General features: G+C 30.5%; 25 protein-coding genes. 12 read left to right on the forward strand and 13 right to left on the reverse strand.

Translation table 11 applies throughout. The annotated features are described in order from the left end of the window. Window positions 1-81 precede the first annotated feature (81 nt). The 6 genes from alaS to CLCT_RS05180 all read left to right on the forward strand — a co-directional run bounded on the left by alaS (window position 82) and on the right by CLCT_RS05180 (window position 8,614). A complete protein-coding gene (gene alaS, locus CLCT_RS05155; RefSeq protein ID WP_149062464.1) occupies window positions 82-2,619 on the forward strand; it encodes an alanine--tRNA ligase in 2,538 nt (845 codons plus the stop codon). Then, the gene (gene maf / locus CLCT_RS05160) at window positions 2,619-3,161 is read left to right on the forward strand and encodes a septum formation inhibitor Maf (protein ID WP_149062465.1); all 543 of its coding nucleotides are present in this window, start codon (window positions 2,619-2,621) and stop codon (window positions 3,159-3,161) included. Before alaS ends, maf begins: the two co-directional genes overlap by 1 nt. Further along, window positions 3,161-5,092: a PBP1A family penicillin-binding protein gene (locus CLCT_RS05165; RefSeq protein ID WP_149062780.1), complete on the forward strand. Its 1,932-nt coding sequence runs from the start codon at window positions 3,161-3,163 to the stop codon at window positions 5,090-5,092. Before maf ends, CLCT_RS05165 begins: the two co-directional genes overlap by 1 nt. A gap of 82 nt (window positions 5,093-5,174) precedes the next feature. Then, window positions 5,175-6,068, forward strand: coding sequence for a protein-methionine-sulfoxide reductase catalytic subunit MsrP (msrP, locus tag CLCT_RS05170; RefSeq protein WP_039668598.1), 894 nt, complete (start codon window positions 5,175-5,177; stop codon window positions 6,066-6,068). After that, a complete protein-coding gene (locus CLCT_RS05175) occupies window positions 6,068-6,628 on the forward strand; it encodes a sulfite oxidase heme-binding subunit YedZ (RefSeq protein ID WP_149062466.1) in 561 nt (186 codons plus the stop codon). Before msrP ends, CLCT_RS05175 begins: the two co-directional genes overlap by 1 nt. 90 nt (window positions 6,629-6,718) lie before the next feature. Next, window positions 6,719-8,614 (forward strand): NAD(P)/FAD-dependent oxidoreductase, encoded by a 1,896-nt coding sequence (locus CLCT_RS05180; RefSeq protein ID WP_149062467.1) that lies wholly within the window; start codon window positions 6,719-6,721, stop codon window positions 8,612-8,614. Window positions 8,615-8,677: 63 nt separating this feature from the next. Here the strand turns inward: CLCT_RS05180 and CLCT_RS05185 are convergent, their stop codons facing one another. The 3 genes from CLCT_RS05185 to CLCT_RS05195 are packed head-to-tail and all read right to left on the reverse strand — an operon-like array spanning window position 8,678 to window position 11,525. Next, on the reverse strand, window positions 8,678-10,798 hold the full coding sequence (locus CLCT_RS05185) for a heavy metal translocating P-type ATPase (RefSeq protein WP_149062468.1): 2,121 nt from the start codon (window positions 10,796-10,798) through the stop codon (window positions 8,678-8,680). After that, entirely contained in the window at window positions 10,788-10,979 is a 192-nt protein-coding gene (locus CLCT_RS05190) for a heavy-metal-associated domain-containing protein (RefSeq protein ID WP_039668602.1), read from the reverse strand. Before CLCT_RS05190 ends, CLCT_RS05185 begins: the two co-directional genes overlap by 11 nt. Next, complete coding sequence (locus CLCT_RS05195) at window positions 10,980-11,525, reverse strand: GNAT family N-acetyltransferase (protein WP_039668603.1); 546 nt, start codon at window positions 11,523-11,525, stop codon at window positions 10,980-10,982. A gap of 80 nt (window positions 11,526-11,605) precedes the next feature. Here CLCT_RS05195 and CLCT_RS05200 point away from each other — a divergent pair, with 80 nt between their 5' ends. From CLCT_RS05200 to CLCT_RS05225, 6 genes are all read left to right on the forward strand, one after another. Beyond that, entirely contained in the window at window positions 11,606-12,313 is a 708-nt protein-coding gene (locus CLCT_RS05200; protein ID WP_039618745.1) for a YebC/PmpR family DNA-binding transcriptional regulator, read from the forward strand. A gap of 9 nt (window positions 12,314-12,322) precedes the next feature. After that, a complete protein-coding gene (locus tag CLCT_RS05205) occupies window positions 12,323-12,805 on the forward strand; it encodes a peptidylprolyl isomerase (protein WP_039668604.1) in 483 nt (160 codons plus the stop codon). Between the two features lie 47 nt (window positions 12,806-12,852). Continuing rightward, on the forward strand, window positions 12,853-13,281 hold the full coding sequence (locus CLCT_RS05210; protein ID WP_039668605.1) for a hypothetical protein: 429 nt from the start codon (window positions 12,853-12,855) through the stop codon (window positions 13,279-13,281). A gap of 49 nt (window positions 13,282-13,330) precedes the next feature. Then, window positions 13,331-13,936: a DedA family protein gene (locus tag CLCT_RS05215; protein WP_039668606.1), complete on the forward strand. Its 606-nt coding sequence runs from the start codon at window positions 13,331-13,333 to the stop codon at window positions 13,934-13,936. A gap of 151 nt (window positions 13,937-14,087) precedes the next feature. Further along, window positions 14,088-14,864 carry a threonine/serine exporter family protein gene (locus tag CLCT_RS05220; RefSeq protein ID WP_039668607.1) on the forward strand — a complete coding sequence of 259 codons (777 nt, stop codon included), beginning with the start codon at window positions 14,088-14,090 and terminating at the stop codon, window positions 14,862-14,864. Next, window positions 14,861-15,379, forward strand: a complete 519-nt coding sequence (locus tag CLCT_RS05225; protein WP_039618755.1) for a threonine/serine exporter family protein — start codon at window positions 14,861-14,863, stop codon at window positions 15,377-15,379. Before CLCT_RS05220 ends, CLCT_RS05225 begins: the two co-directional genes overlap by 4 nt. Here the strand turns inward: CLCT_RS05225 and argS are convergent. The 10 genes from argS to CLCT_RS05275 form a co-directional block, all read right to left on the reverse strand. After that, window positions 15,376-16,971 carry an arginine--tRNA ligase gene (gene argS, locus CLCT_RS05230; RefSeq protein WP_039668608.1) on the reverse strand — a complete coding sequence of 532 codons (1,596 nt, stop codon included), beginning with the start codon at window positions 16,969-16,971 and terminating at the stop codon, window positions 15,376-15,378. The genes CLCT_RS05225 and argS overlap by 4 nt on opposite strands. 9 nt (window positions 16,972-16,980) lie before the next feature. After that, the gene (locus tag CLCT_RS05235) at window positions 16,981-17,220 is read right to left on the reverse strand and encodes a twin-arginine translocase TatA/TatE family subunit (RefSeq protein WP_039668609.1); all 240 of its coding nucleotides are present in this window, start codon (window positions 17,218-17,220) and stop codon (window positions 16,981-16,983) included. Between the two features lies 1 nt (window position 17,221). After that, a complete protein-coding gene (locus CLCT_RS05240; RefSeq protein WP_039668610.1) occupies window positions 17,222-17,836 on the reverse strand; it encodes a deoxyguanylate kinase / guanylate kinase in 615 nt (204 codons plus the stop codon). After that, complete coding sequence (locus CLCT_RS07690; RefSeq protein ID WP_170230439.1) at window positions 17,833-19,299, reverse strand: hypothetical protein; 1,467 nt, start codon at window positions 19,297-19,299, stop codon at window positions 17,833-17,835. Before CLCT_RS07690 ends, CLCT_RS05240 begins: the two co-directional genes overlap by 4 nt. A gap of 59 nt (window positions 19,300-19,358) precedes the next feature. Further along, window positions 19,359-20,129, reverse strand: a complete 771-nt coding sequence (gene fliR, locus CLCT_RS05250) for a flagellar biosynthetic protein FliR (RefSeq protein ID WP_149062469.1) — start codon at window positions 20,127-20,129, stop codon at window positions 19,359-19,361. Then, window positions 20,116-20,751: an ABC transporter ATP-binding protein gene (locus tag CLCT_RS05255; protein WP_149062470.1), complete on the reverse strand. Its 636-nt coding sequence runs from the start codon at window positions 20,749-20,751 to the stop codon at window positions 20,116-20,118. The genes fliR and CLCT_RS05255 overlap by 14 nt, the downstream gene beginning before the upstream one ends. A 2-nt stretch (window positions 20,752-20,753) precedes the next feature. After that, window positions 20,754-21,830: a translation elongation factor Ts gene (tsf, locus tag CLCT_RS05260; protein ID WP_149062471.1), complete on the reverse strand. Its 1,077-nt coding sequence runs from the start codon at window positions 21,828-21,830 to the stop codon at window positions 20,754-20,756. After that, window positions 21,830-22,615, reverse strand: a complete 786-nt coding sequence (gene rpsB / locus CLCT_RS05265) for a 30S ribosomal protein S2 (RefSeq protein WP_039626640.1) — start codon at window positions 22,613-22,615, stop codon at window positions 21,830-21,832. Before rpsB ends, tsf begins: the two co-directional genes overlap by 1 nt. Before the next feature lie 173 nt (window positions 22,616-22,788). Further along, a complete protein-coding gene (locus tag CLCT_RS05270; protein ID WP_149062472.1) occupies window positions 22,789-23,916 on the reverse strand; it encodes a c-type cytochrome in 1,128 nt (375 codons plus the stop codon). Window positions 23,917-23,918: 2 nt separating this feature from the next. After that, entirely contained in the window at window positions 23,919-25,163 is a 1,245-nt protein-coding gene (locus tag CLCT_RS05275) for a cytochrome b (protein WP_149062473.1), read from the reverse strand. Between the last annotated feature and the right edge of the window lies 1 nt (window position 25,164).

Here is a 25,164-nt window from a genome sequence, read left to right on the forward strand (position 1 = left end):
AATCATGATTATAAGATAGTTTTACTTAATTTAAAGTATTTTTGGTATTATTTTAAGCAAAAAAACTAGCTAGGAAAATCTATGGATATAAGAAAAGAATATTTAGAATTTTTTAAGTCAAAAGGACATGAAATCACTCCTTCAAGTCCTTTAGTGCCTGATGATGCAACTTTACTTTTTACTAATGCAGGTATGGTACCTTTTAAAAGCATATTTACTGGAGAAGTGCCACGCCCTAATCCTCCACGTAAAACAAGTTGTCAAACTTGCATAAGAGCTGGTGGAAAACACAATGACTTAGACAATGTAGGTTACACAGCAAGACATCATACTTTCTTTGAAATGCTTGGAAATTTTAGTTTTGGGGATTATTTTAAAAAACAAGCCATTGCTTATGCTTGGGAATTTGTAACTGAGGTTTTAAAACTACCTAAAGAAAGATTATATGTAACTGTACATGAAAACGATGATGAAGCGTATGAGCTTTGGCAAAAACATATAGAAAAAGAAAGAATTTATAAATTTGGCGATAAAGATAATTTCTGGCAAATGGGCGATACTGGACCATGCGGGCCATGTAGTGAAATTTTTTATGATCAAGGTGCTGAGCATTTTAATTCTAGTGAAGATTATATGGGTGGTGATGGGGATAGGTTCTTAGAAATTTGGAACCTAGTTTTCATGCAGTATGAAAGAAGTACTGATGGCACGCTTACTCCATTGCCAAAACCAAGTATTGATACAGGTATGGGACTTGAAAGAGTTAGCGCTATAAAAGAAGGAAAATTTAGCAATTTTGATAGTTCTTTGTTTATGCCTATTATTGAGAGTATTGCTAAACTTTGTGGCAAAACTTATACTTATGAAAGCGGAGCCAGCTATAGAGTAATCGCTGATCATATTAGATCAAGTGTATTTTTACTTGCTCAAGGAGTTGGTTTTGATAAAGAAGGTAGGGGTTATGTTTTAAGAAGAATTATGCGCCGTGCCTTAAGACATGGATATTTACTAGGCCTTAAAAGAGCTTTTATGTATGAGCTTGTAGATGTAGTATGTGAGTTAATGGGTAGACATTATACTTACTTAAATGAAAAAAAAGAATTTATCAAAGAACAAATTAAACTAGAAGAAGAAAGATTTTTAAGCACTATCGAAAATGGTATAGAAATTTTTAACGAAGAGCTTAAAAAAACTAAAGATATTTTTAGTGGTGAAGTAGCTTTTAAACTTTATGATACTTATGGTTTTCCACTTGATTTAACCCAAGATATGCTAAGAGAAAAAAATCTTAGTGTAGATGAAGCTAAATTTAATGAGCTTATGCAAGAACAAAAAGACAGAGCCAAAGCTTCTTGGAAAGGAAGCGGGGATAAAGCAGTTAGTGGAGACTTTAAAGTTTTATTAGAAAAATTTGGTAAAAATACTTTTAGTGGTTATAAAAATTATGAAGAAAAAACTAAAATCATGGCCATTTTAGATGAAAATTTTAAAATCACAACCGAAGCAAAAGCAGGAGATATAGCATGGTTAATGCTTAAAACAACTCCATTTTACGCAACAAGTGGAGGGCAAAGTGCTGATATAGGCTTTATCAATGAAAATGAGGTTTTAGATACACAAAAATTCTTTGATATTAATCTTAGTCAAGTGAAATTAAAACAAGATCTTAAAACAAACGATGAAGTGTTAGCTTGCATAGATACTAAAAAAAGAGAGCAAATTGCAAGACATCACAGCGCGACACATTTACTACACCATGCTTTAAGAGAAATTCTTGGCTCACACATTAGTCAAGCAGGTTCTTTGGTAGAACACAATAAATTAAGATTTGATTTTACTCATCCAAAAGCCCTAAACAAAGAAGAACTAAAACAAATAGAAGCTTTAGTTAATACTTACATTATACAAGCGAATGAGGCTAAAATTGAAATTTTGGCTTTAGATGAAGCTAAAAAAAGTGGCGCAATAGCTTTATTTAGTGAAAAATATCAAGAAAAAGTAAGAGTTTTAACCCTAGGAGCCAGTAAGGAACTTTGCGGCGGTACTCATGTGAAAAATAGCTCTGAAATAGGAAGTTTTTATATTGTCAAAGAAAGCGGGGTTAGTGCTGGAGTTAGAAGAATAGAAGCAGTAGTAAGCAAAGCTGCACTTGATTATGTTAATGAAAATTTAAAAGAACTAAACCAAGCTAAAGAAGAGTTAAAAACTCATGATATTTTAAGCTATGTAGCAAAATTAAAAAATGAAATAGCTAGTTTAAAAAATGAATTAAAAAATTCAAACAAAGCAGAATTAAGCTCTAAAGAACTAAATGGCATTCAATATTGTGTGCAAAAAATAGATAGTGGCGATATAAAAACCATGATAGATGAGTTTAAAAACAAATTTAACAAAGCTGTAATTTTACTTTTACAAGAAAAAGAAGGCAAAATCATCATAGCAGCAGGCGTTAAAAACGCTTCATTAAAAGCTGGTGTTTTGGTAAAAGAAATTGCTCAAATACTTGGTGGAAACGGTGGCGGTAGGGATGATTTTGCAACAGCTGGAGGTAAAGATACAAGCAAAATAGAACAAGCGCTTGATTATGCCAAGAAAATCATAGAAGAAAGTCTTATTTAATGCTTTATCTAGCTTCAAGTTCGCCTTCGCGCGTTGCTTTATTAAAAGAAGCAAATATCGCTTTTGAGCAAATTATTATAGATTATGATGAGAATTTGGTAAAAAAAGATAATCCAAACTCTTATGTGCAAAAAATTGTTTTAGAAAAAGAAAGGCAATTTTTTACAAAATATCCTTATTTAAAAAATGTTTTAGTTGCTGATAGTATAGTTTGTGCTCAAAATATCATTCTTACCAAAGCTAAAAGTGATAATGAGGCTTTTAATATGCTCAATTTGCAAAGTGGCAAAAGCATTAGCGTTTTAAGCGCAATGATTTTAATTTTAGAAGATAAAAAGATTTTTAATCTTAGTAAGTGTGATTTGATTTTGGATAAATTTGATTTAAAAGATATGCAAGAATACATTGAATCAAAACTTTATCAAGGCAAAGCCGGAGCTGTGATGTGTGAGGGATTTCATAAAAAATACATTAAAAAAATTATAGGCCATCAAAGTACAGCACTAGGGCTTAATATAGAACTTTTGAAAGCATTTTTATGATAAAAATTTTAAAAATATTTCTTTCTTTTTGTGTAGTATGCGCGGTTGGAGTTTTTATATTTATTGCATATTTGTTTTCTGATTCTGATTTAAATCAATACACCTTTAAAGATTACAAACCACCTCTTACAACACAAATTTTTGATAAAAATGGAAAATTAGTTGCAAATGTTTTCGAGCAACACCGCTTTTACGCTCCTTATGAAGAGCTTCCACCAAGACTTATAGAAGCTTTGGTAGCCATTGAAGATACTAGCTTTTTTGAACATGGTGGGGTTAATATAGATGCGATTTTTAGAGCAGCTATTAAAATCATAAGAAGTGGCGGAAAAACCATGGAAGGAGCTTCCACTCTTACTCAACAATTCATAAAAAACACAGAATTAACCCCAGAGCGTACTTTGAGTAGAAAACTAAAAGAAGCTTTGCTTGCATATAAAATAGAAAATACTTTAACTAAAGAACAAATTTTAGAAAGATATTTAAATTTCATCTTCTTTGGACATGGATATTATGGAGTAAAAACTGCTGCGCTTGGGTATTTTAGAAAAAATTTAGACGAGCTTAGTTTGAAAGAAATTGCCATTTTAGTAGGTATGCCAAAGGCTCCAAGCACTTATGATCCTACTAGACACTTAGATCTTTCTTTAGCTAGGGCAAATAGCGTGGTACAAAGGATGTATAATCTCGGTTGGATTTCTAAAGAAGAGTGTGAAAATGCCTTAAAAGAAATTCCAAAAGTATATGATGATACTTTAACACAAAATGCAGCTCCTTATGTTACTCAGGAAGTTTTAAAACAACTAAGCGGAATTAAAGACTTAAAAAGTGGTGGTTATAAAATAGAGCTTGCTATTGATCTTGACGTGCAAAATATTGCAAGAGAGGCTTTAAAATTTGGCTATGATGAAATAGTTAAAAGAGATAAAGATGCAAATTTAAGTACACTTAATGGAGCTATGATAGTAGCAAATCACCAAAATGGAGATATATTAGCTTTAGTGGGTGGGGTAAATTATACAAAAAGTAATTTCAACCGCGCTACTCAAAGTTTAAGACAGCCTGGAAGTTCTTTTAAGCCTTTTTTATACCAAATTGCCATTGACATGGGCTATTCTCCTATGAGTAAGGTTGCTGATATTTCAAGAATTTTTGAAAGTACCAAAGAAGATGAGAAAGACTGGAAACCTAAAAATTACGGCGGAAAATTTCTAGGGCTTATAAGCTTAAAAGAAGCACTAACTGGATCAAGAAACCTAGCTACCATAAATTTAGCTCTTGCTTTAGGGCTTGATGTGATCCATGATAAACTTCAATTTATGGGCTTTGAGAATATACCAGTTGATTTATCTATAGTTTTGGGTAGCTTTGGAATTTCTATTTATGATTATGCTAAACTTTATACAGTATTTGGAAACTATGGCGTGCAAAAAGATTTAATACTCATTAAAAGAGTAATTGATAAAAATGGCAAAATAGTAGTAGAGTTCAATTCTGGAGAAAGAAAAATCAGCGAACCTGAACAAGCCTTTTTAGTTAATGATATGATGCAAAATGTTGTTAAAAAAGGTACCGGACGCAATGCTAGAGTGGAAGGGATTGAGATAGCTGGAAAAACAGGTACTTCAAATAAAAGCGTAGATGCGTGGTTTTGTGGCTTAACTCCTGAAATAGAAGCTATTATTTGGTATGGTAATGATGATAATAAACCTATGAAACAAATCGAAGGTGGCGCAAGGACTGCTGCTCCAGTTTTTAAAGAATTTTTAACAAAATACTTAGAACTTTATCCTGATAGTGCTAGAAAATTTATCATTCCAAAAGGGGTTTATCAAGGAATTTATGAAAAGCAAAGAGAATATTACACCAATATTTCTCCATTTCCAAAAAACAACCCTGCTCTATCTGCAAACAATGAGATAATTTTTTAAAAATATTTTTTTTATATAATAAAAATTATCCTTTTGTTTTCCTTTATATGTTTTAATATCATAAAACTTATAAAGGAAAATTATGAATATCACAAACGAACAATTATATAAAAATAGACGCCATTTTTTAAAACTAGGTGCTGGGGCTTTAGTTAGTTCAGCTTTAGTTCAATCTGAATTGATGGCATTAAATTTCTTTCCTGATCCTAATAATGAAAAATTAAAACTTAGCGATGAAAAAATTGCGACTAATTATGTAAATTTTTATGAATTTTCTACTGACAAAAAAAGAGCCGTAGAACTTGCGAAAAATTTTAACACAAACGGCTGGAAAATAGAAGTTAGTGGAGAAGTTGAAGAGCCTTTGACTTTAACTATGCAAGATTTATTAGCCTTTCCTTTAGAAGAGAGAATTTATAGATTTCGTTGTGTTGAAACTTGGTCTATGGTAGTGCCTTGGGTTGGTTTTGAATTGCGTGCTTTAATAGAAAAATGTAAAGTCAAAAGCGAAGCAAAATTTATAAAATTTACCACTCTTTTTGATAAAAATCAATTTGCCGATCAAGCTTCATTTTTCCCAACTCTTGATTATCCTTATGTAGAGGGCTTAAGATTGGATGAGGCTATGCATCCACTAACGCTTATGGCTGTAGGTATGTATAAAAAGCCTTTATTAGGACAAAATGGAGCACCGATTCGTCTTGTAGTTCCATGGAAGTATGGCTTTAAAAGTATAAAATCTATCGTAAAAATAGAATTTACCAAAGAACAGCCTAAAACCACATGGGAGCTAGCAAACCCTAGAGAATATGGTTTTTATGCCAATGTTAATCCAAATGTTTCTCATCCAAGATGGTCTCAAGCAAATGAGCGTCCTTTGGGAGATTTTTTCACCAAGCCTACACAAATGTTTAATGGCTATGAAAAAGAAGTAGCACATTTGTATAAAGACATGGATTTAAAGGTTAATTTTTAATGAGCAAAAAAGTTTATAACATCGGTGGATTTTTAGTCTTTGCTTTAAGTATTATTTTTAGCGTTTATCAAATCATGCAAGAATTTGATATTGTAAAATCTGTATATTTTTATAGTGGTATATTTGGTTTAATCTTTTTTGGATTAAGCCTATTTTTTTCACTTTTAAAGTATAAACACACAAAAGATTACCCTAAATTTTTAGGTTTTTATGCATTTTTTTGGGCTTTAATTCACTTTTTTAATTATTTTGCTTTTGGAAAAAATTTAGATTTAATACTTTTTTTTAAAGATACTTTTAGTAAAAATTTAGAATTTAGTGGTTTTGTAAGCTTTTTTATACTCACATTTATGTTTATAAGCTCATTTAAACTTTTTAAAAAATTAAACAAAATAAGAAAACTTGGATATTTTTGCTTTTTGCTAGCAGCTTGGCATTATTTTTTATCTGCAAAAATACCACAAATTCCACATTTTTTAGCTTTAAGCCTAGCCTTGATTTTTCTACTTATCAAACTATATAAAAATTATAAAAAGAGAAAAAAAGTAACTTTTTTATAAAAATTTGTATTCAAATGAAACACTTTTAAGAGTAAATATATAAATATATTCTTAGAATAAGACTTGATATATCTTATTTTAAGGACAATCATGCAAAGAAGAGATTTTTTAAATGGAATGGCTTTAACTATACTTGCAGGAATGACTCCTTTGCAAGTATTATATGGTAAAGAAGCCAAAATCGAAGATTTTACCAAAGAATACTATCCTCCAAAATGGCTTGGACTAAGGGGTAGCAATAATGCAAGTTATGAATTTGCACATATGCTAAGAGATGGTGAAAAATTTGACTTTAGCGCTATCAAACCTAAACAAGAGTATGATTTGGTTGTTGTTGGAGCTGGAATTAGTGGTTTAGCAGCTGCCTGTTTTTATCAAAACAAATTTGGAAAAGATAAAAAAATTCTTATCCTTGATAATCATGATGATTTTGGTGGACATGCTAGAAGAAATGAAATAGATTTAGAAGATGGTACTATTTTAAGTTATGGTGGCAGTGAAACATTTCAATCACCAAAGGCATTATATTCCAAAGAAGTAGTAGATTTATTATCATCTTTGGGTGTGGATATTGATGAGCTTGCTAAACGCTTTGATGTGAATTTTTATCCTGATTTAAATCTTAGCAGAGGTGTGTATTTTTCTAAGACTGAATTTGGAGTAGATAAAGTCGTAAGTGGCAACCCTAGAAAAGTAATTTGTGACGACATTCCTGAGGGAAGACATAATGGCAGAAGTATTGAAGCTTTTATAGGTGATTTTCCTCTTAATGAAAAAGATAAAAAAGATTTAATTGCTTTATTTAAAAGCGAAAAAGACTATCTAAAAGGTTTGACAAAAGGGCAAAGAGATGAGTACGTGGCTAAAACAAGCTATAAAAAATTCTTAGAAGAAAAGGTTAAACTTTCACCACAAGCTGTAAAATTCTTTGAAGGTATGACAGATGACTTTTTAGCTTTAGGAATTGATGCTGTTTCTTGTGAAGATGCTAGAGCTTCATTTTTGCCTGGTTTTGATAAACTTGGACTTGATCCAATCGAGGGAGAAGCATTAGCTGAAATGGAAGAGCCATACATCCACCACTGCGCTGATGGTAATGCCACTGTTGCCAGATTAATGGTTAGAAGATTAATTCCTGATGTGTCTAAAAAAGGCAAAGATATGGATGAAGTTACTCTAGCTCATTTTGATTATTCTAAACTTGATCTTGCTAAAAACAAAGTACGCTTAAGATTAAACAGCACTGTTATAAATGTAGAAAACACAAAAGATGGAGCTTTAGTAACTTACGTTAATAAAGGCAAAAATTACAGAGTAAAAGCTAAAAAAGTTGTAATGGCAAATTATAATAGTATGATTCCATACATAGTACCAAGCATGCCACAAGATCAAAAAGATGCTTTGAGTAAAAACGTAAAAACATCACTTTTACACACAAATGTTATTATAAGTAACTGGGAGCCATTTATAAAACTTGGGGTTCATGAAATTTATTCGCCAAAAATGCCTTATGCTAGAACCAAGCTTGATTATCCTGTAGATATGGGAGGATATCACCACCCAAGAGACCCTAAAAAACCTATTTGCGTTCATATGGTATGCTCACCTTTAGTATTTGCTTCTATGCAAGGAATTGATCTTGAAGGAATGGACGCAAGAGATAGAGCTAGAGTAGGTAGAAATTTATTATTCACTATGAGCTTTGAAGAGCATGAAAAAATCATTCGCGATCAACTCCAAGGTATGCTAGGTTCAGCTGGATTTGATCATGAAAGAGACATTAAGGCTATAGTTGTGAATCGTTGGGGACACTGCTACTCATATACAGAAAATAGTCTTTTTGATGATAGTGAAGAAGCACAAAAGACCATAGAACTTGCGAGAAAACCTTTTGGTAATATCGTTATAGCAAATTCAGATTCTGACTGGTCAGCTTATATGCATTCAGCAATCGATCAAGCATATCGTGCTGTTAATGAATTATAAAATCAAACTCCTTTTTAGGAGTTTGATAAATTAACTCTTGTAAATATTGTTTAAAAAAATTATCTAACGTAATCTTAAAGAATTTAGTACAACTGTTACCGAACTAAAACACATTGCCAAAGCTGCCAAATGTGGACTAAGACTTATAAATGGCACAAAACCTGCTGCAATAGGAATACACAAAGCATTGTAAATAAAAGCCCAAAAAAGATTGAGTTTGATGATATTTTTAGTTTTTTGAGAAAGCTCAAAACAATAAGCTATTAAAGATAAATCATCTTTTATCAAAATCAAATCTCCGCTTTTTTTAGCAAGCTCACTTGCTTTAGAAAAACTTATGCTTGCACTAGCTAAATTTAAAGCAGGAGCATCATTGACACCATCTCCTATAAAAAGAACTTTTTCTTTTTTGATTTTTTCTTTTATGAAATTAAGTTTTTGCTCAGGTTTTAAATCAGAATAATATTCATCAATATTAAGCTCATTTGCTATTTTAGTAACACTTTTTTTATTATCGCCGCTTAAAATAATACTTTTTATACCTTTTTGTTTTAAATTTGCTATCAAGTCTTTAGCTTCATTTTTAAGTTCATTTTTCAAGCAAACCCCACCAAGACAAATTTTATTTTTTACAAAATACAAACATATAGGCGCTTGATCTTCAAATTCTTGCAAAAATTGCTTACTTTTTTGTATATCAACACCATTTTCAAGCATTAATTTCTCATTGCCTATTAAATACACATCATCATTTTCCTCATAAAGCAAACCACTGCCCACTAAAACACTTAATTTCCCTTGTAAATTTAAATTTACATTCAATTCTTTAGTAAAAGCCTTTGCGATTGGGTGTGAGCTTAAATTTTCAATTTGGGTGAGTTTTTGAAAATCTTCTTGAGTAAGATTATACTTATAAACACTTAATTCATCTTGACTTAAAGTGCCTGTTTTATCAAAAATAGCAAGTTTTATACTAGCTAAATTCTCTAATACCGCTGGATTTTTTACTAAGATAAAATTTCTTGCACCATTTGCTAAAGCACTAACTATAGCTATAGGGGTTGCTAAACCCAAAGCGCAAGGACAAGAGATTAAGAGCATAGCACAAGCATGTAAAAATGCTGCATTAATTCCTTCTTTAACATACCAAAATACAAACACAAAAAGCGATAAAACAATAATACAAGCTACAAAATAAGCTGAAATTTTATTAGCTAAATTTGCTAAAGGTGTTTTGACATTGCCTGCTTTAAAAACAAGATCTTTGATTTGTTCTAATGAGCTTTCAATCGCCTTTTTATTAGCTTTAATCTTTAAATTTCCATTAATCAACACAGTTCCTGCTAAAATCTCATCATCTTGCTTTTTCAAAAGTGGTAAAAACTCTCCTGTTAAAAAACTCACATCAACCTCAGCTTCACCTGCTATAATCACCCCATCAGCAACAACACTTTCACCCTCTTTTACTAAAATCACATCATTTTCTTTTACAAAAGCACTAGGTATGCTTTTTATACTTCCATCTTCTAAGATTATATTAGCTTGTTTAATATCTATATTTTTTAATTTGTTTTGATATTCTAAGGATTTAAATTTAGCCTTTTCTTCTAAGTATTTACCTAACAAAACAAAGCTTATAATCATCGCTCCACCGCTAAAATACAAATAACCATCTTTGCTAAATACTTCAAAATACACAAAAAAAGAATATATAAAAGAAGTAAAAGCACCTAGAGATATCAAGGTATTCATATCTAAATTTTTATGTCTTAATCCTTTAAGGGCATGGATAAAAAAACCTTTTCCACAATAAAAAATTGCTATCATAGATAAAAGCATTTGAATTAAAGCAGAAACATTTCCTTGAACAAACATTTCAAAATACATCACAATAGAGCTTAAAACTATACTCATAATAAGCTTTATTTTCATATTTTTAAGCTCTTTGAGTTTAAACTCGTATAAATTTTGCTCTTCTTGCAATATCTCAAAACCCAAAGCTTTGATTTTTTCTTTGATTTTTGCTTCCAAAGATAAATCTTTAAGCAAAAACACTCCACTAGAATTGACATAAGAAACACTTACATCTTCTACTCCATCAATTTTTGCACAAACTTTTTCTATAGCATTAGAGCAATTAACACAAGTCATATTACCTATTTTTAATTTTAACTCATGCTTCATCTATCTCAAAACCTAAATCTTGCAATTGTTTTTTGAACTCTTCAACTTGCTCTGCTTTTAAATCAATCTCTATGCTTTTTGTTTCAACATTTATTTGCATAGCACCAAATTCATCTTCCAATGAAGCCTTGATTAAATTGACACAACTTTGACAATTAATATTTTTAGTTTTTATAATCATTTATTCTCCTTTTTCTCTATATTCATATTTATGAGAGTGAAAAATTTTATTTTTTATCAATTTAAAACCCATTTTTTCATAAAGCATTTTTGCATTTATATTTTCATCTTCTACGATTAATGAAAGCTTTTTACCATTTTTAAAAGCTTCATTGAAGGCATATTCAATCAATTTCTTAGCAATACCCTTCCCTCTTGATTTTTCATCCACACAAATACTATCTAAATAAAACTCATTTTCACACTCTTTTAAAACTTTTTCATTGATTCCTAAAAATTCTAAATGATCATTTAAAGGCTTATCTAGCTCATCTGCCAAAGCTCCATCATAAAAACAAATCGCACCTAAAATTTCCCTATCTTCTTCATAAACATATATATTTTCATAGCTTAAACGATTATTTTCTTGAGTGAAGAAATTTTCTAAAACCTCTATGGCTTTTTGATGATCATTATAGCCACTAAGTTTATATATAAAATGATCCATTGCCAAAGCAAGCAATTGCATGCATTTTTTAGCATCATCCTTTCTAGCTTTTCTGATCACTCTTTTACTCCTTTAAAATCAAATTTAGACTTCTTAGTTTATACTTTTAACTTTAAAACAATATAAGAAAGAGAGAATTTATGGGAAGAGCGTTTGAATATCGCAGAGCCTCTAAAGAAGCAAGATGGGATAAAATGAGCAAACTTTTTCCAAAACTTGCGAAGGCTATACAAGTAGCAGCAAAAGAAGGCGGAGCTGATCCTGATATGAATCCAAAGCTTCGTAGTGCCATAGCTACCGCAAAAGCTAATAATATGCCAAAAGACAATATCGATGCAGCTATTAAAAGAGCAAGTGGAAAAGATAGTGCTGATATTAAAAATATTCACTATGAGGGAAAAGCAGCACATGGAGCTTTAATCATCGTTGAGTGTATGAGTGATAATCCTACACGCACAGTGGCCAATGTAAAAGCGATTTTTAGCAAAAATGGTGGAGAAATTTTACAAAATGGCTCTTTAACTTTTATGTTTTCACACAAGGCTGTCTTTCATCTTGAAAAATATGATGGAGATTTAGAAGAACTTGAGCTTGAACTCATTGATGCAGGACTTGAAGAGCTTGAACAAAATGAAGAGGAATTACTAATTATAGGTGATTACACTGCTTTTGGCGAGCTTAGCAATGCCATAGAAAAAAAAGGTTTAGTGCTTAAAAAAGCAGGACTTGAATATCTTGCAAACAATCCTGTAAGTTTTAGCGAAGAACAACTTCTGGATATTGAAAAATTGCTTGATAAATTAGAAGATGACGATGATGTACAAGCAGTTTATACCAATATAGAATAGGAGCAAAAAATGCTTAAAAAAATCGATACAAAAAATGCAAAAAAATACAATTTTGCTATCATTAGTACCGAAAAAGGTAATATGAAGTTAGAATTATTTCCTGATGAAGCGCCACAAACTGTGTGTAATTTTGCCAACTTAGCCAATGATGGTTTTTACAATGAACTTGTTTTTCACCGCGTGATTCCAAATTTTGTGATACAAGGTGGTTGTCCTTATGGTATAGGCTCAGGTGGCCCTGGCTATGAGATAGAATGTGAATGTGACGATCAAAAACACAAACACTTAAGAGGTAGCTTGTCTATGGCTCACGCTGGTAGAGATACAGGTGGATCACAATTTTTCATTTGTCACAGCCCACAGCCTCATTTAGACGGAGTACATACTATCTTTGGGCAAATTAACCCTAAAGATAAAGAAAGCTTGGAAGTGCTAGATAGCATTAGAGCAGGAGATAAAATCAAAACTATCCAAATTTTAGAAAAACTTTAAATTTACATCTCCTTGAAATTGTGCTATGATTTTTAAGGAGATTAATTATGCATTTTATTTTTATTTGTATTCATCTTATTTGTGCTGTATTTTTTATAGCCTATGTATTTTTTGATGTATGTGTTTATCGCTTTGCTTATCAACACGCAAACAAAGAAGATTGTGATAAAATCAAAAAAGCCTATACTAAATCAAGTATTTTTATTTTTGCTGGTATTTTTATCTTACTTTTACTAAGTGGATTTTATCTTTTGAGCTTTTATGAAATTAACTCTTTTTGGGATTTTTTTGCGAGTAATTTTGGCATATTTTTATTTATCAAACTTTTATTATTAATAACAATGCTAGCTTTGACTTTTTATTCTTTATTTTTTATAAAATTTTTAAAAAGAAAAGATCCTTTAAAATCTCACTTGATTGCATTGATTTTATGTATTTTAATAATCATTTGCGCAAAAGCGATGTTGTATTTTTAAAACATTAAAACTAAACTTATATCATTAGCTTAAAAAATAAAGGTTGTTTATGCTTGGTGATATTATAGATTTTTTACTCACTCTTGCAAAAGATTGGGGTTATTGGGGGATTATTTTTCTTATGTTTGTAGAAAGTTCCTTTTTTCCTTTTCCTAGCGAAGTAGTGATGATACCTGCTGGATATTTAGCCCATCAAAACGAACTTAACTTTTGGTTATGTCTGCTTTGTGGGACTTTTGGAGCTCTTTTAGGAGCTTTACTTAATTATTATTTATGTTATTTTTTAGGACGGGAAGTTCTTTTGAAAATATGCAAATATTTTGGAGTTAATGAAGCAAAATTTGCTCAATTTGAGGCCTTTTTTAATAAACATGGTGAAATATCAACCTTTAGTGGTAGATTAATCCCTGGTTTGCGTCAGTACATTTCTTTACCTGCAGGATTAGCAAGAATGAATTTGAAAAAGTTTATATTTTATACTAGTTTAGGGGCTGGAATTTGGTGTTTAATTTTGCTTATATTAGGCTATGTTTTAGGTAAAAATGAAGATTTGATCAAAGAATATTTGCATTTTGTTATTATTGCTTGTATTGTTTTTGCTACTATGATTGTGGCTATTTATATCTATATCCAAAAAAGAAAAAAGATATCTTAAAATTTCAATTTTAAATACCTAGTTTCATTAGCTAGGTATTTTATTATTTTCTTTAATTTAATATATATTTTTCTAAAAACATTTAAATTTATATGATTTTATATTTGATTTTTGATAAAATCTTATAAAAATTATTTCAAAGAAAAATGTTATGCAAAAGCCATCTATTCAAAATTTAACGGATTTTTTAATCGAATACATTAGTGTTTTTTTAAGCGCTGGAACCTACACAGCAAGAGTGGCAAAGTGCGTTGGAAGAATAGCTAATGCATATGGTTATGAGATTAATATGAATTTTTTCTTTCACCATACCACACTAAATATTTTTGATAAAAATGATAATTCCATACAAAGAACCTATATCATACCTAATAAGCACAATCATATTAATTTTAAACTGATTTTAGAACTAAGTGCGTTAAGTTGGCAAATTCATGATCATAAATACAACCTAGAAGAAGCTAAATTTTCTCTTTTAAAACTCAAACAAAGCACAAAAAATCCTTTTTTAGCTAATTTATTTTTAGTTTCAGTGGCAAACTCAGCATTTTGCAAGCTATTTGGAGGGGATTTTTATGGCTGTTTATTTGTATTTTTAGCTACTTTAGTAGGTTTTAGCTTAAGAATTTTACTCACTAGAATAAAAATTGATTTAAGAATTCAATACATTATTTGTTCTTTTTTATCCTCTTTTATTGTATTTTTTGGGGTGGATTTAAAGCTTGTGCAAGAAGCTAATGTTGCTTTGGGTTCTAGTATATTGTATTTAATTCCTGGGGTTTATTTTATAAACTCCGTTATAGACATTTTAAAAGATCATATACTTATGGGACTTAGTCGTATTATTAGTGTGGCGATATTAGTATGCTGTATTGCCATTGGAATTTATACTACTCTTAGTATTAATGATTTTGGGATTTTAAGATGATTGATTATTCTTCTATACTTTGGGATATGTTTTTTGCAGCTTTAACAGGTTTTGGTTTTGCTTATGTGTGCAATCCGCCCTTTAAAACGCTCATACTCTCAGCCATATTGGCTGCTATAGCTCATGGTATGCGCTTTACCCTGATGGGATATTTTGGTTTTCAAACCTTGGCTATTGCAACTTTTATAGCTTCTTTTAGCATAGGCTGTCTTGGTTTGTTTTTAGCTAAGATTTTTAAAACACCTGCTGAAATCATAGCTTTTCCTGCTCTCATTCCTATGATACCTGGAATTTATGCATATAAAGCCATATTGTATTTGATTTCTTTTATACGCTCGGAGGATATTAGCGAAAAGACCAATTTCTTGATTCAATTTTTCGATCATTTTTTTACAACACTTTCAGTAACATTAGCCTTAGCAGTAGGAGTAAGTGTAACTTTGCTTTTGTTTTTTGAGCAAAGCTTTATGATGACAAGAAGTATTAAAAAAAGTAAAAATCACGATCAAAATTAATCGTGATTCATTTTATTTTTTGCTTCTATTCCCATAAGCGCAAAAGCTGTTTTAATACTTAAAGCACATACGGCAAAAAGTTTTAAAAGCTCATCTTCGTTATCTGAGCCAACTACTTTATTTTCATTATAAAATTTATGAAATAAAGAAGCTAAATTTTTTAAATAATCAGGAATTTTTTGTAAGGATCTTGACTCAAATGCGTCATTAAGCACTGCTTTTAAATTTAAACTTTCAAATAAAAGATTCATACCATCTTCATTTAAACTCTCAAATTTAGAATGCATAACATCATCTACACTCTTACCTGCCTTAGCAAATACTTGATGAATTCTAGCATGAGCATAATTAATATAATACACAGGATTAGAGCTATCTTCTTTTTTAAACTCATCTACATCAAACTCTAAATGTGTATCACATTTTTTACTAATAAAAATATATCTTAACACATCGCTACCAAGCTCTTCTAGAACATCACCCATTAAGATGAAATTTCCCGCTCTTTTGCTCATTTTATAAGGCTCACCATTTTTTAATAATGAAACCATTTGCGCTAAGATAATTTCAAGATTTTGACTATCATGACCTAAAAATTCCATAGCAGCTTTCATTCTAGCTATATAGCCATGATGATCAGCCCCCCATATATTAATACACTTATCATAACCGCGGCTCATTTTATCTTTATGATAAACTATATCAGCAGCTAGATAAGTTCCTTTTCCATCATCTTTGATAACCACACGATCTTTTTCATCGCCTTTAGCACTTGATGCAAGCCAGATTTTACCATCTTGCTCATAAGTACCACCATGCTCTTTTAAAGCTTTTAAGGTATTTTCTAATTCATTATAATAACTTGTTTCACTCACATAAGCATCAATAAATATCTTAGCATCGGCCAAATTTTGCTTGATAACTTTAAGCATTTTATCCTTAGCCCAAAGTGCTAATTGCGGAATGTTTTCTTCTACAAAGAAATCTTTTTCAAAATCAACAAAAGCTTCTTTTGCTACATCTATGATATATTCGCCTTTATAGTACTCATCAGGATATTGAACTTGCTCTTTTAAACAATATTCTTTTACTGCAAGTAAAATAGAAAGACCTAAAAGATAAATTTGATTACCCGCATCATTGACATAATATTCTGTATCAAATTTATATCCTAAATGTCTAGCAACCCTAGTTAAAGTATCACCAAAAATAGCCCCTCTAGCATGTCCTATGTGTAAAGGTCCTGTCGGATTTGCACTCACATATTCAAGTAAAAAACTCTGCTCTTTTTTATTGTCTTTTGCAAAATTTTCACTATCACTCAAAGCTTGCGTAGCCAAAGAATTTAAAAAAGCTCTTGAAAGTTTAAAATTTACATAACCATTTAAAGCCTCTACACTTTCAAAACAATCACAATCTTTTAACTTAGCAACAATATCATTGGCAATTATCATAGGATTTTGCTTTAATTCTTTAGCCAAAGAAAAAGCCAAAGGCGTAGCAAAATGAGCTAGATTTTTATTCTTGGGATTTTCTAAGATAAAATCTCTTCCTAGCTTTTCTTTAATTTCTTTATAAACTAAAGTTTTCAATGTATTGCCTTAAGCTTTTTTTATTTCTTCGTTATTTTCTTTTACAAGAACATCTTTTTCATTGATTTTTTCAATTTTTTGCGCATCTTCTTGAACAATTTTTTTATCATCTTCTGTGTTCATTTCGTCTTTAAAAGTTTTAATACCTTTTCCTAAACCTTTAGCAAGTTCTGGAATTTTTTTAGCACCAAAAAGCAACACTACTATAAGCAATATAATCAACCACTGAGTTCCACTTGGCATATGCATTTTATTCTCCTTTATTCCATTGAATTTGAATTTGTTTTAAATCATGTTTTGTACTTTTTAATTTTGAAGCTTCAAAAACCGTTTCTAACTCCCTATAACTTTTTTCAAGATCATCATTTATGATTAAAAAATCATATCGGTCTAAATAAGTCATTTCATCGCTAGCATTTTCTAATCTTTTGCTAATATCTTCTATTTTATCAGTATTTCGCTTAAGCAATCTTTTTTCAAGTTCTTTTTTATTTTTGGTTGTAATAAAAACAGAAGTAATGTATTCAGGCATTTTTTCTTTAGCTATACAAAAACCTTGCACATCGATATCAAAAATGACACTTTTACCCTCTTGCAATGCTTTTTTTACAGGGATTAACGAAGTACCGTAATAATTTTTATGTACCAAAGCCCATTCTAAAAAATCGCCTTTTTCTATACCTTGCTTAAATTCTTCTTCACTAACAAAAAAATAATCCACTCCATTTTTTTCATTTTCTCTAGGAGCTCTTGTTGTGCTTGAAATAGAAAAATAAATATTATCTTTTTCTTTAAAAAGTCTTTGAAGCAAGCTACTCTTACCTGCTCCACTTGGTCCTGAGATGATTAAAATTTGGCCACTCAATGTTTATCCTCATCAAAGCTTATATTAATGTTTATATTCATTTTCATACCTTTTAAGGCTGCTTTTAAAGTATCATCAGTAATACTCGAAGTGATAGTTTGAGCTATGCTTTTACTAAGCTCATTTACCATTTCATCTTCTTGTAAATTTTCTGCTTTTTCTTCAGTGTTTACCTTGCTTATTTCTTTCTTTTCTACAATAGCTGGAGCAAGTTCTTCTCCTAAAGCTAACATAACATCATTTTCATTTAAATTTGCAAATTCATCTTGCATTTCATCTAAAACTTCACTCATGTTTTCCTCTATATTTTCCTCATTTACATCGGCTTGTGATTTTATTTGTAAATCTTCACCCTCACTTAAATCCTGCATATCAAAATCACTCATTAAATTCTCATCAATATCACCAAATTCTTCATCTAATTCATCAATAGCAGCTAATTCTTCTTTTATTTTATCTTGAGTGCTTAACTCCTCTTCTGGCTGAAAATCTTCTATACTTTCATTTTCAAAAACCTCTTCTACCAAAGGTTCATTTTCTTCTGCAATACTATTATCATCTTTTGCTTCACCAATAAATTGAGCATCTTTAGGCAAATCATCAAAACTCATCTCTTTTTCGCTCACTTCTTCAACCATAGGTAAATCATCAAGAGAATCAAATTCGGCGGGATTTTCTTCTATATTTTCTTCTATATTTTCTTCTATATTTTCTTCTATATTTTCTTCTATATTTTCTTCTATATTTTCTTCTATATTTTCTTCTATATTTTCTTCTATATTTTCTTCTATATTTTCTTCTATATTTTCTTCTATATTTTCTTCTATATTTTCTTCTATATTTTCTTCTATATTTTCTTCTATATTTTCTTCTATATTTTCTTCATGTTGTTCATCTGCTAATGTCAACTTATCACCTAATTCTTTATCAACATCAACTTCATTTGTTAATTCAGATTTATCCTCAGCTTCTAATGAATTATCTAAATTTTCTTCAAAAAAATCTTCCTGCAGATTTAAATCATCTTCACTTAAACTTTCTTCATGCTCAGACAAATCAATACCAGCCAAAAGTTCATTTTCATTTAAAGGTATATCTTTATCAATTAGAACATCCTCATCAAAACTTAATTCATCTTCTTCTAAAGTATTATCTTTATCTTCACTTAAAGTTTTTTCATTACCCAAAAGTTCAATAAAATCAGTCGGCAAAAAAGGCTTATATAAACACTCTACGCCTTCTACTTGCTCTTGGTTTCTAGGCAATAAATAAATCAATCTATTACATTTGCTTTTCAAATCATCCAAATTAGCTTCAATATCATGATCTATGATGATAATATCATAAAAATCTTCAAGTTCTTCAGTACTTGCAAGCTCTTCAAATTCATAACCTAGCTTTTGAACTCCTAAGCTAATTAATTTTGAAACAGCTACATTAAAATTTATCAGCACAACCTTCATCTGTCATCCCCCAAGTTAAACAAATGTATTATTTTAAAACATTTTTAATTATTTATTGCTTATATATTGAAAAACAATAACTCCATATGCTCAAAACTTTTTAACATTAAATTTTTAAAATACTGCATCATGATAAGTAAAATAGCAATAAGCACTGCAAAAGATAAAAATATCTTAATAGGATAACCCACCACTAAAAGATTAAATTGCGGCATAGTTTTCATAAGCATACCAAAAATAACATCCGATAATAAAGATATTGCTAAAATAGGAAAAGCCATAGAAAAACCAAGCACAAAAATATTTACCATAGCTTTATTTAAATAAAGCATTAAATTCTCATGCGGATAAAATCCACCCAAACTAATATAATCTAATGAACTAGACATAAAAAGCAATACCAAATGATGACCATCAAATGCTAAAAAAACCAATAATGCAAGCAAATTTAAAACTTGAGAAATCACTGGAGTATTGGCACCTGTAGCTGGATCTAAAATACTAGCCATAGAAAAACCCATAGTAAAAGAAATTTGTTCGCCTGCCATTTGTAAAATAGCAAAAATCATTTGTAAAATTAAACCTGCAACCATCCCAAAAAGTACTTCACTTAAAAGATATAAAATAAAAAAAGAGTCAGGTGTATTATTTTCAAGTTTTGCCAAAGGATATAAAAACATTGTTAAAAATAAAGCTAAAGTTGTTTTTACTACCAAAGGTATACTATTATGAGAAAAAAAAGGGAAAAATACTATTAATCCACTCATTCTGGCAAATAAAAGCATGAAAATTACAACATTTTCATCGCCTAAATATTTAACAAATTCCATAATTACTTAAATGACAAATTCTATCACATTTTTTAGCAAGTTCTTGATCGTGAGTCACAAAAAATAAGGCTGCATTATTTTCTTTAACATAATTAATCAAAATATCTAACACATTTAAAGCATTTTTAAAATCTAAATTACCAGTAGCCTCATCAGCAAAAATGATTTTTGGTCTTTTACTTAAAATTCTAGCTATACTTACTCGTTGCTGTTGTCCACCACTTAATTTTGTGATCTTTTGATTCATTAAATCAACAATATCAAGTTTTTTTAATAACTCATAATCGATATTTTGCTTACTCAAAATACTTGCAAGCTCTATATTTTCAAAAGCTAAAAAACCTTTAAATAAATAATGCATTTGAAAAATAATCCCAAAATCTTTTCTACGAATTTCTAATAAAGCTTCATCATTTAAGGAATACAAATCCTGATTATTATAAAAAACTTTTCCTGATTGAGGTTTTAATAAGGTAGATAAAATATGCAAAAGAGTAGATTTGCCGCACCCACTACTTCCACATATTGCAATACAATCTTTTGTATTTAAAGTAAAATTTAAATTTTCAAAAAGCGGAATATCAAAACTATGGCTTAAATTTTCCGCTTTTAAAAGTTCCATTTTCAACCAATTTGCGCAGCAACTTCAGCAGCAAAATCTTCAGTTTTCTTTTCTAAACCTTCGCCCACTTCAAAACGAACAAATTCTACTATTTTAATAGTTCCGCCAAATTCTTTTTCTTTTTCTGTAATTACTTGCTCAACAGTTTTTTTATCATCCATCGCATAAAACTGCCCCATTAGAGTAAGTCTACCATCAAGCTGAGAATTATCCGCTATAAAGCTATTTAGTTTACCTGGGATAATGTTAGGCCAAATTTTTTCTGGCTTTCCTTGTGCTTGAAGTTCAGCTTTAATAGCTTCTTCAGCTTCTTGGATTATCTCTTGAGTTAATTGCTTTCTACTTGCAAATTTTGGAATTTTAAGCTCTGGTTTATTAGGATCTTTTAATCTTCTTCTTTCTTCATTTTCTTTTTCCAACTCTGCAACTAAAGCTTTATATTCATTTTCTACAAAATCCATATCAAGCTCTTCATAAGATAAATAACTTGGTTTCATTGCAGCAATATGCATACAAAGATGTTTTAAAAAATCTCCACACTTATTAGCCGTAGCTTCACTATCACAAGCTGCAGCAATAATAACACCCACGCGTCCATTAGAATGAACATAACCATTTACTGCTCCGCTAGCTCCAGCTTTTACGGTAGCAAACCTTCTTACAACTAAATTTTCACCTATAGTTGCAATTTGATTTTTCAAATATTCTTCAAATTTAACACCATTAATCTCACTTGAATGCAACTGCTCAACATTCTGAAGGCTTTTAGCTTGAATATGCGCTGTTGTATCTTTTGTTAAAGCAATAAATTGTTCATTTTTAGCAACAAAATCGGTTTCAGAATTGATTTCACTTACAGTTGCACATTTTAAATCATCGCTTACTTTTACACTTACCAAACCTTCAGCAGCTAAACGATCAGCTTTTTTATCAGCTTTTCCAAGCCCTTTTTCTCTTAAAAGTTGCACTGCTTTTTCAAAATCACCATCTGTGTCTTTTAAAGCATTTTTACAATCCATCATACCTGCGCCAGTACTTTCGCGCAGTTCTTTTACCATTTGTGCAGTGATTTCAGCCATTACTCTTTATCTCCTTCAAAATCTTCTTCACTCATAGCTTCCTCTAAAACTTCTTTTTTTTCTTCTTCAGAGATTGGTTGTTCTTCATTTACTTCACCATCTTGCTCTCTTAAAGCTTTACCTTCATTGATTGCTTCAGCCATTTCTTGGCAGAAAAGTTGAACTGAACGAATCGCATCATCATTTCCTGGAATTGGGAAATCAACTAAGTCAGGATCGCAGTTTGTATCTAGTGGAGCAACCACAGGGATTTTTAATCTATTAGCTTCTTGTACTGCAATTTTTTCTTTAACAGTATCAATAACAAAAATCATATCAGGTTGGGTTTTCATATATCTAATACCACCAAGATATGCTAATAATTTTTCTTTTTTTCTAGTAAGCATTAAAGCTTCTTTTTTAGTTAAAAGCTTAATGCTTCCATCTTCTTCCATTTTTTCTATAACTTCTAGTTTTCTAATTGATTGGCGGATAGTTCCAAAGTTAGTCATCATACCACCAAGCCATCTATGATTTACATAAGGCATACCGCATTTTTCAGCATATTCTTTAATCGCTCCACCGGCTTGTTTTTTAGTACCAACAAATAAAATTGTCTTACCTTCTGCAGCAGCATCACGAACGATGTTATATGTATATCTAAAATATCTAAGTGTTTTTTGTAAATCAATTACATAGATACCTTTTCTTTCTCCAAAAATAAATTTTTTCATTTTTGGATTCCATCTTCTTGTTTGGTGTCCAAAGTGTACACCACATTCTAATAAATCTCTCATGCTTACCATGAAATTCTCCTTGAAATAAAATTATTAGGTTTATTCCTCCGCATTCTTTAACCCATAAGCAACCTAATAAGGAAATTAATGCGTGTGAAATGAAAAAATATTATATCAAATTTTATTTTATATTTAGCTTATTATTGAAGAAAAAGAACGCCATGGGGCGTTCTTTGGGTAAATTAGTGTAGTTTAGACCAAACTGATCTTTTCCAGCCTATAGCAAAAATACTTAAGATAGCAAAGAATATCATGATATAAATTCCTGTTTGCTCCCTTTCTTCTTTTTTACTATCACCAACTTTTTCAAGATAATCAATAACTTGAGTTTGTGCTTTTTCATTCAAACCAACTCTTGGCATAGCAGTTCCATGAATTTTCTTTTGAGGTTCATTGATGAAGATTTCAAGATAATGTGCACCTTTAGAACGAATCATCATAGATAGATCTGGAGGTGTCATTCCAAGATAATTTTTTAAATCACTCATATTTGAGCTTGAAACAAAGCCGTCATATTTTACATCATGACATCTTCCACAAGCATTTTCAAATGTATGTTTGTTTTTAGCAAAATCAAACTCTTTTGCAATTAAAGCTATTTTTGTTTGCTCTGAAAGCTCTTGATTTTTAGCATATTTTTCTTCTAAATCAGCTTTTAATTTTGCATCAAATTCTTTTTCATATTCACTAGCTGTATTTTTAAAGAATGCAATTAAATCTGCCAAATCTTGATTATCTTGTGTTTCATCGCCACTTAAAGGATAAGCAGGCATTAAGAATGGATTTTCATCATTAAATTTATGTGAAATTTGTAAAGCTTTAACTGGATCAACAATCAATGCTGCTAAAAATTTCTCATCATAGATAGCACCTGCATCACTCAAATCAGGAGGTGTTACACCTAAAGAAGAATCTGTGATAGTAGCAGGAATTCCAGCAGCTTTTACACCATGACATGCAATACAATTTCCTTCAAAAAGTTCTTTTCCTTTTTGTACATTGCCTTTGGTAAAATCAATTTTTGCGATTTTTTCCCATAATTGCCTAGTAGCTTCTTCTTGGCTTTTAGCAAGTTCTAATGCTTTTTGAGCATTAGCTATAGCTTTTTCACTCCCTGAAGCATTAATATCCATTGCTGCTTTTTCTTTTAAAGCAACCTCACCTTTGGTAAATTCTACATCAGCTTTTGCAAAGTCAAAATTAACTGGAGTTGAAGGAGGATTCATCACTGAATGCGCATAAGGCTCAACCCCCCAATAAACTAAACCTGTGAAAAAGACAACTACAAAAAATATTTTTAATTCTCTCATTATTAGCCCCTTTTTCTTTCCATGATAGTAATAATTGGTAAAACTACCAACAATAATAGTAAAAATACCATAGAAGCGTAAAATCCTATCCAAGCGTTAATTCCTGTTGGAGGAAGCTTTCCATAAACTGTTAGTACAATTAAATCTATCAATAATACCCAAAACCATACAAAAAACATCGGTCTTTCATGTGCTGGTTTTATAACATCACTTCTATCAAGCCAAGGTAATAAGAAGAAAATAATTTGTGCTATACCAAATGCTGCAAGTCCTATATCAAAAGCCTTAATACTTCCAACATCAAAGAAAAATCCTCTTAAAACTTCATAACTCCATAAGAAATACCATTCAGGATAAATATGAGGAGGTGTTTTTAAAGAATTTGCTGGGTCAAAGTTGATTGGATCCATTGCAAAATTAAATTTAAAACATACCAAATAAAAGAAGAAAATCATAAATAGCGCAATATACATAAAATCTTTAGCTAAAAATCCTGGCCAAAAAGGAATCACTTTAGAACCTTTTGTATCACCTGCTAAATATTTTTCAGCTTCTAAATCAAAATCAATTTCTTCCGAAATTTCATTATTAACATGAGGGATTCTTAAAGAATAAAAATGGAATGCAATAATTGCTAAAATTACAATAGGTAATAAACACACATGCAACATAAAAAATCTAGTTAAAGTTGGATCTGAAACTGCAAAATCTCCTCTTATCCAAATAACCAACGCATCACCTATAAAAGGAATTCCACCAAAAAGCTGAGTAATAACTTGAGCAGCCCAAAAACTCATTTGTCCCCAAGGTAACATATATCCACTAAATGCTTCTGCTGAAAATACAACAAATAAAAGCATACCACTAATCCAAATCATTTCACGACCTCTTTTATAAGAGCCATAATAAATTCCTGTTAACATATGGATATATATGATTAAAAATACAACCGAAGCGGCCACACCGTGCATATGACGCCAAAGCCAACCATACTCCACTTCTTGCATGATAGTTTTATTTACACTATCAAAAGCCAAAGCGACATCTGGCTTGTAATACATTACTAAAAATAGACCTGAAATAAATAAAATAGCAAAAAGAGTAGTTAAGATAACACCCATTGCCCATAAGAAGTTAATTTGTTTTGGTATCCAATATTGAGCCATTAAAACATTAAAAAGTTTATTTACAGCTAATCTTTGATCAAGCCAATCTACAATACCATTTGCTTTTTTTATTTGTGCCATA

This window comes from Campylobacter lari subsp. concheus (assembly GCF_008245025.1).
Taxonomy (GTDB): domain Bacteria; phylum Campylobacterota; class Campylobacteria; order Campylobacterales; family Campylobacteraceae; genus Campylobacter_D; species Campylobacter_D concheus.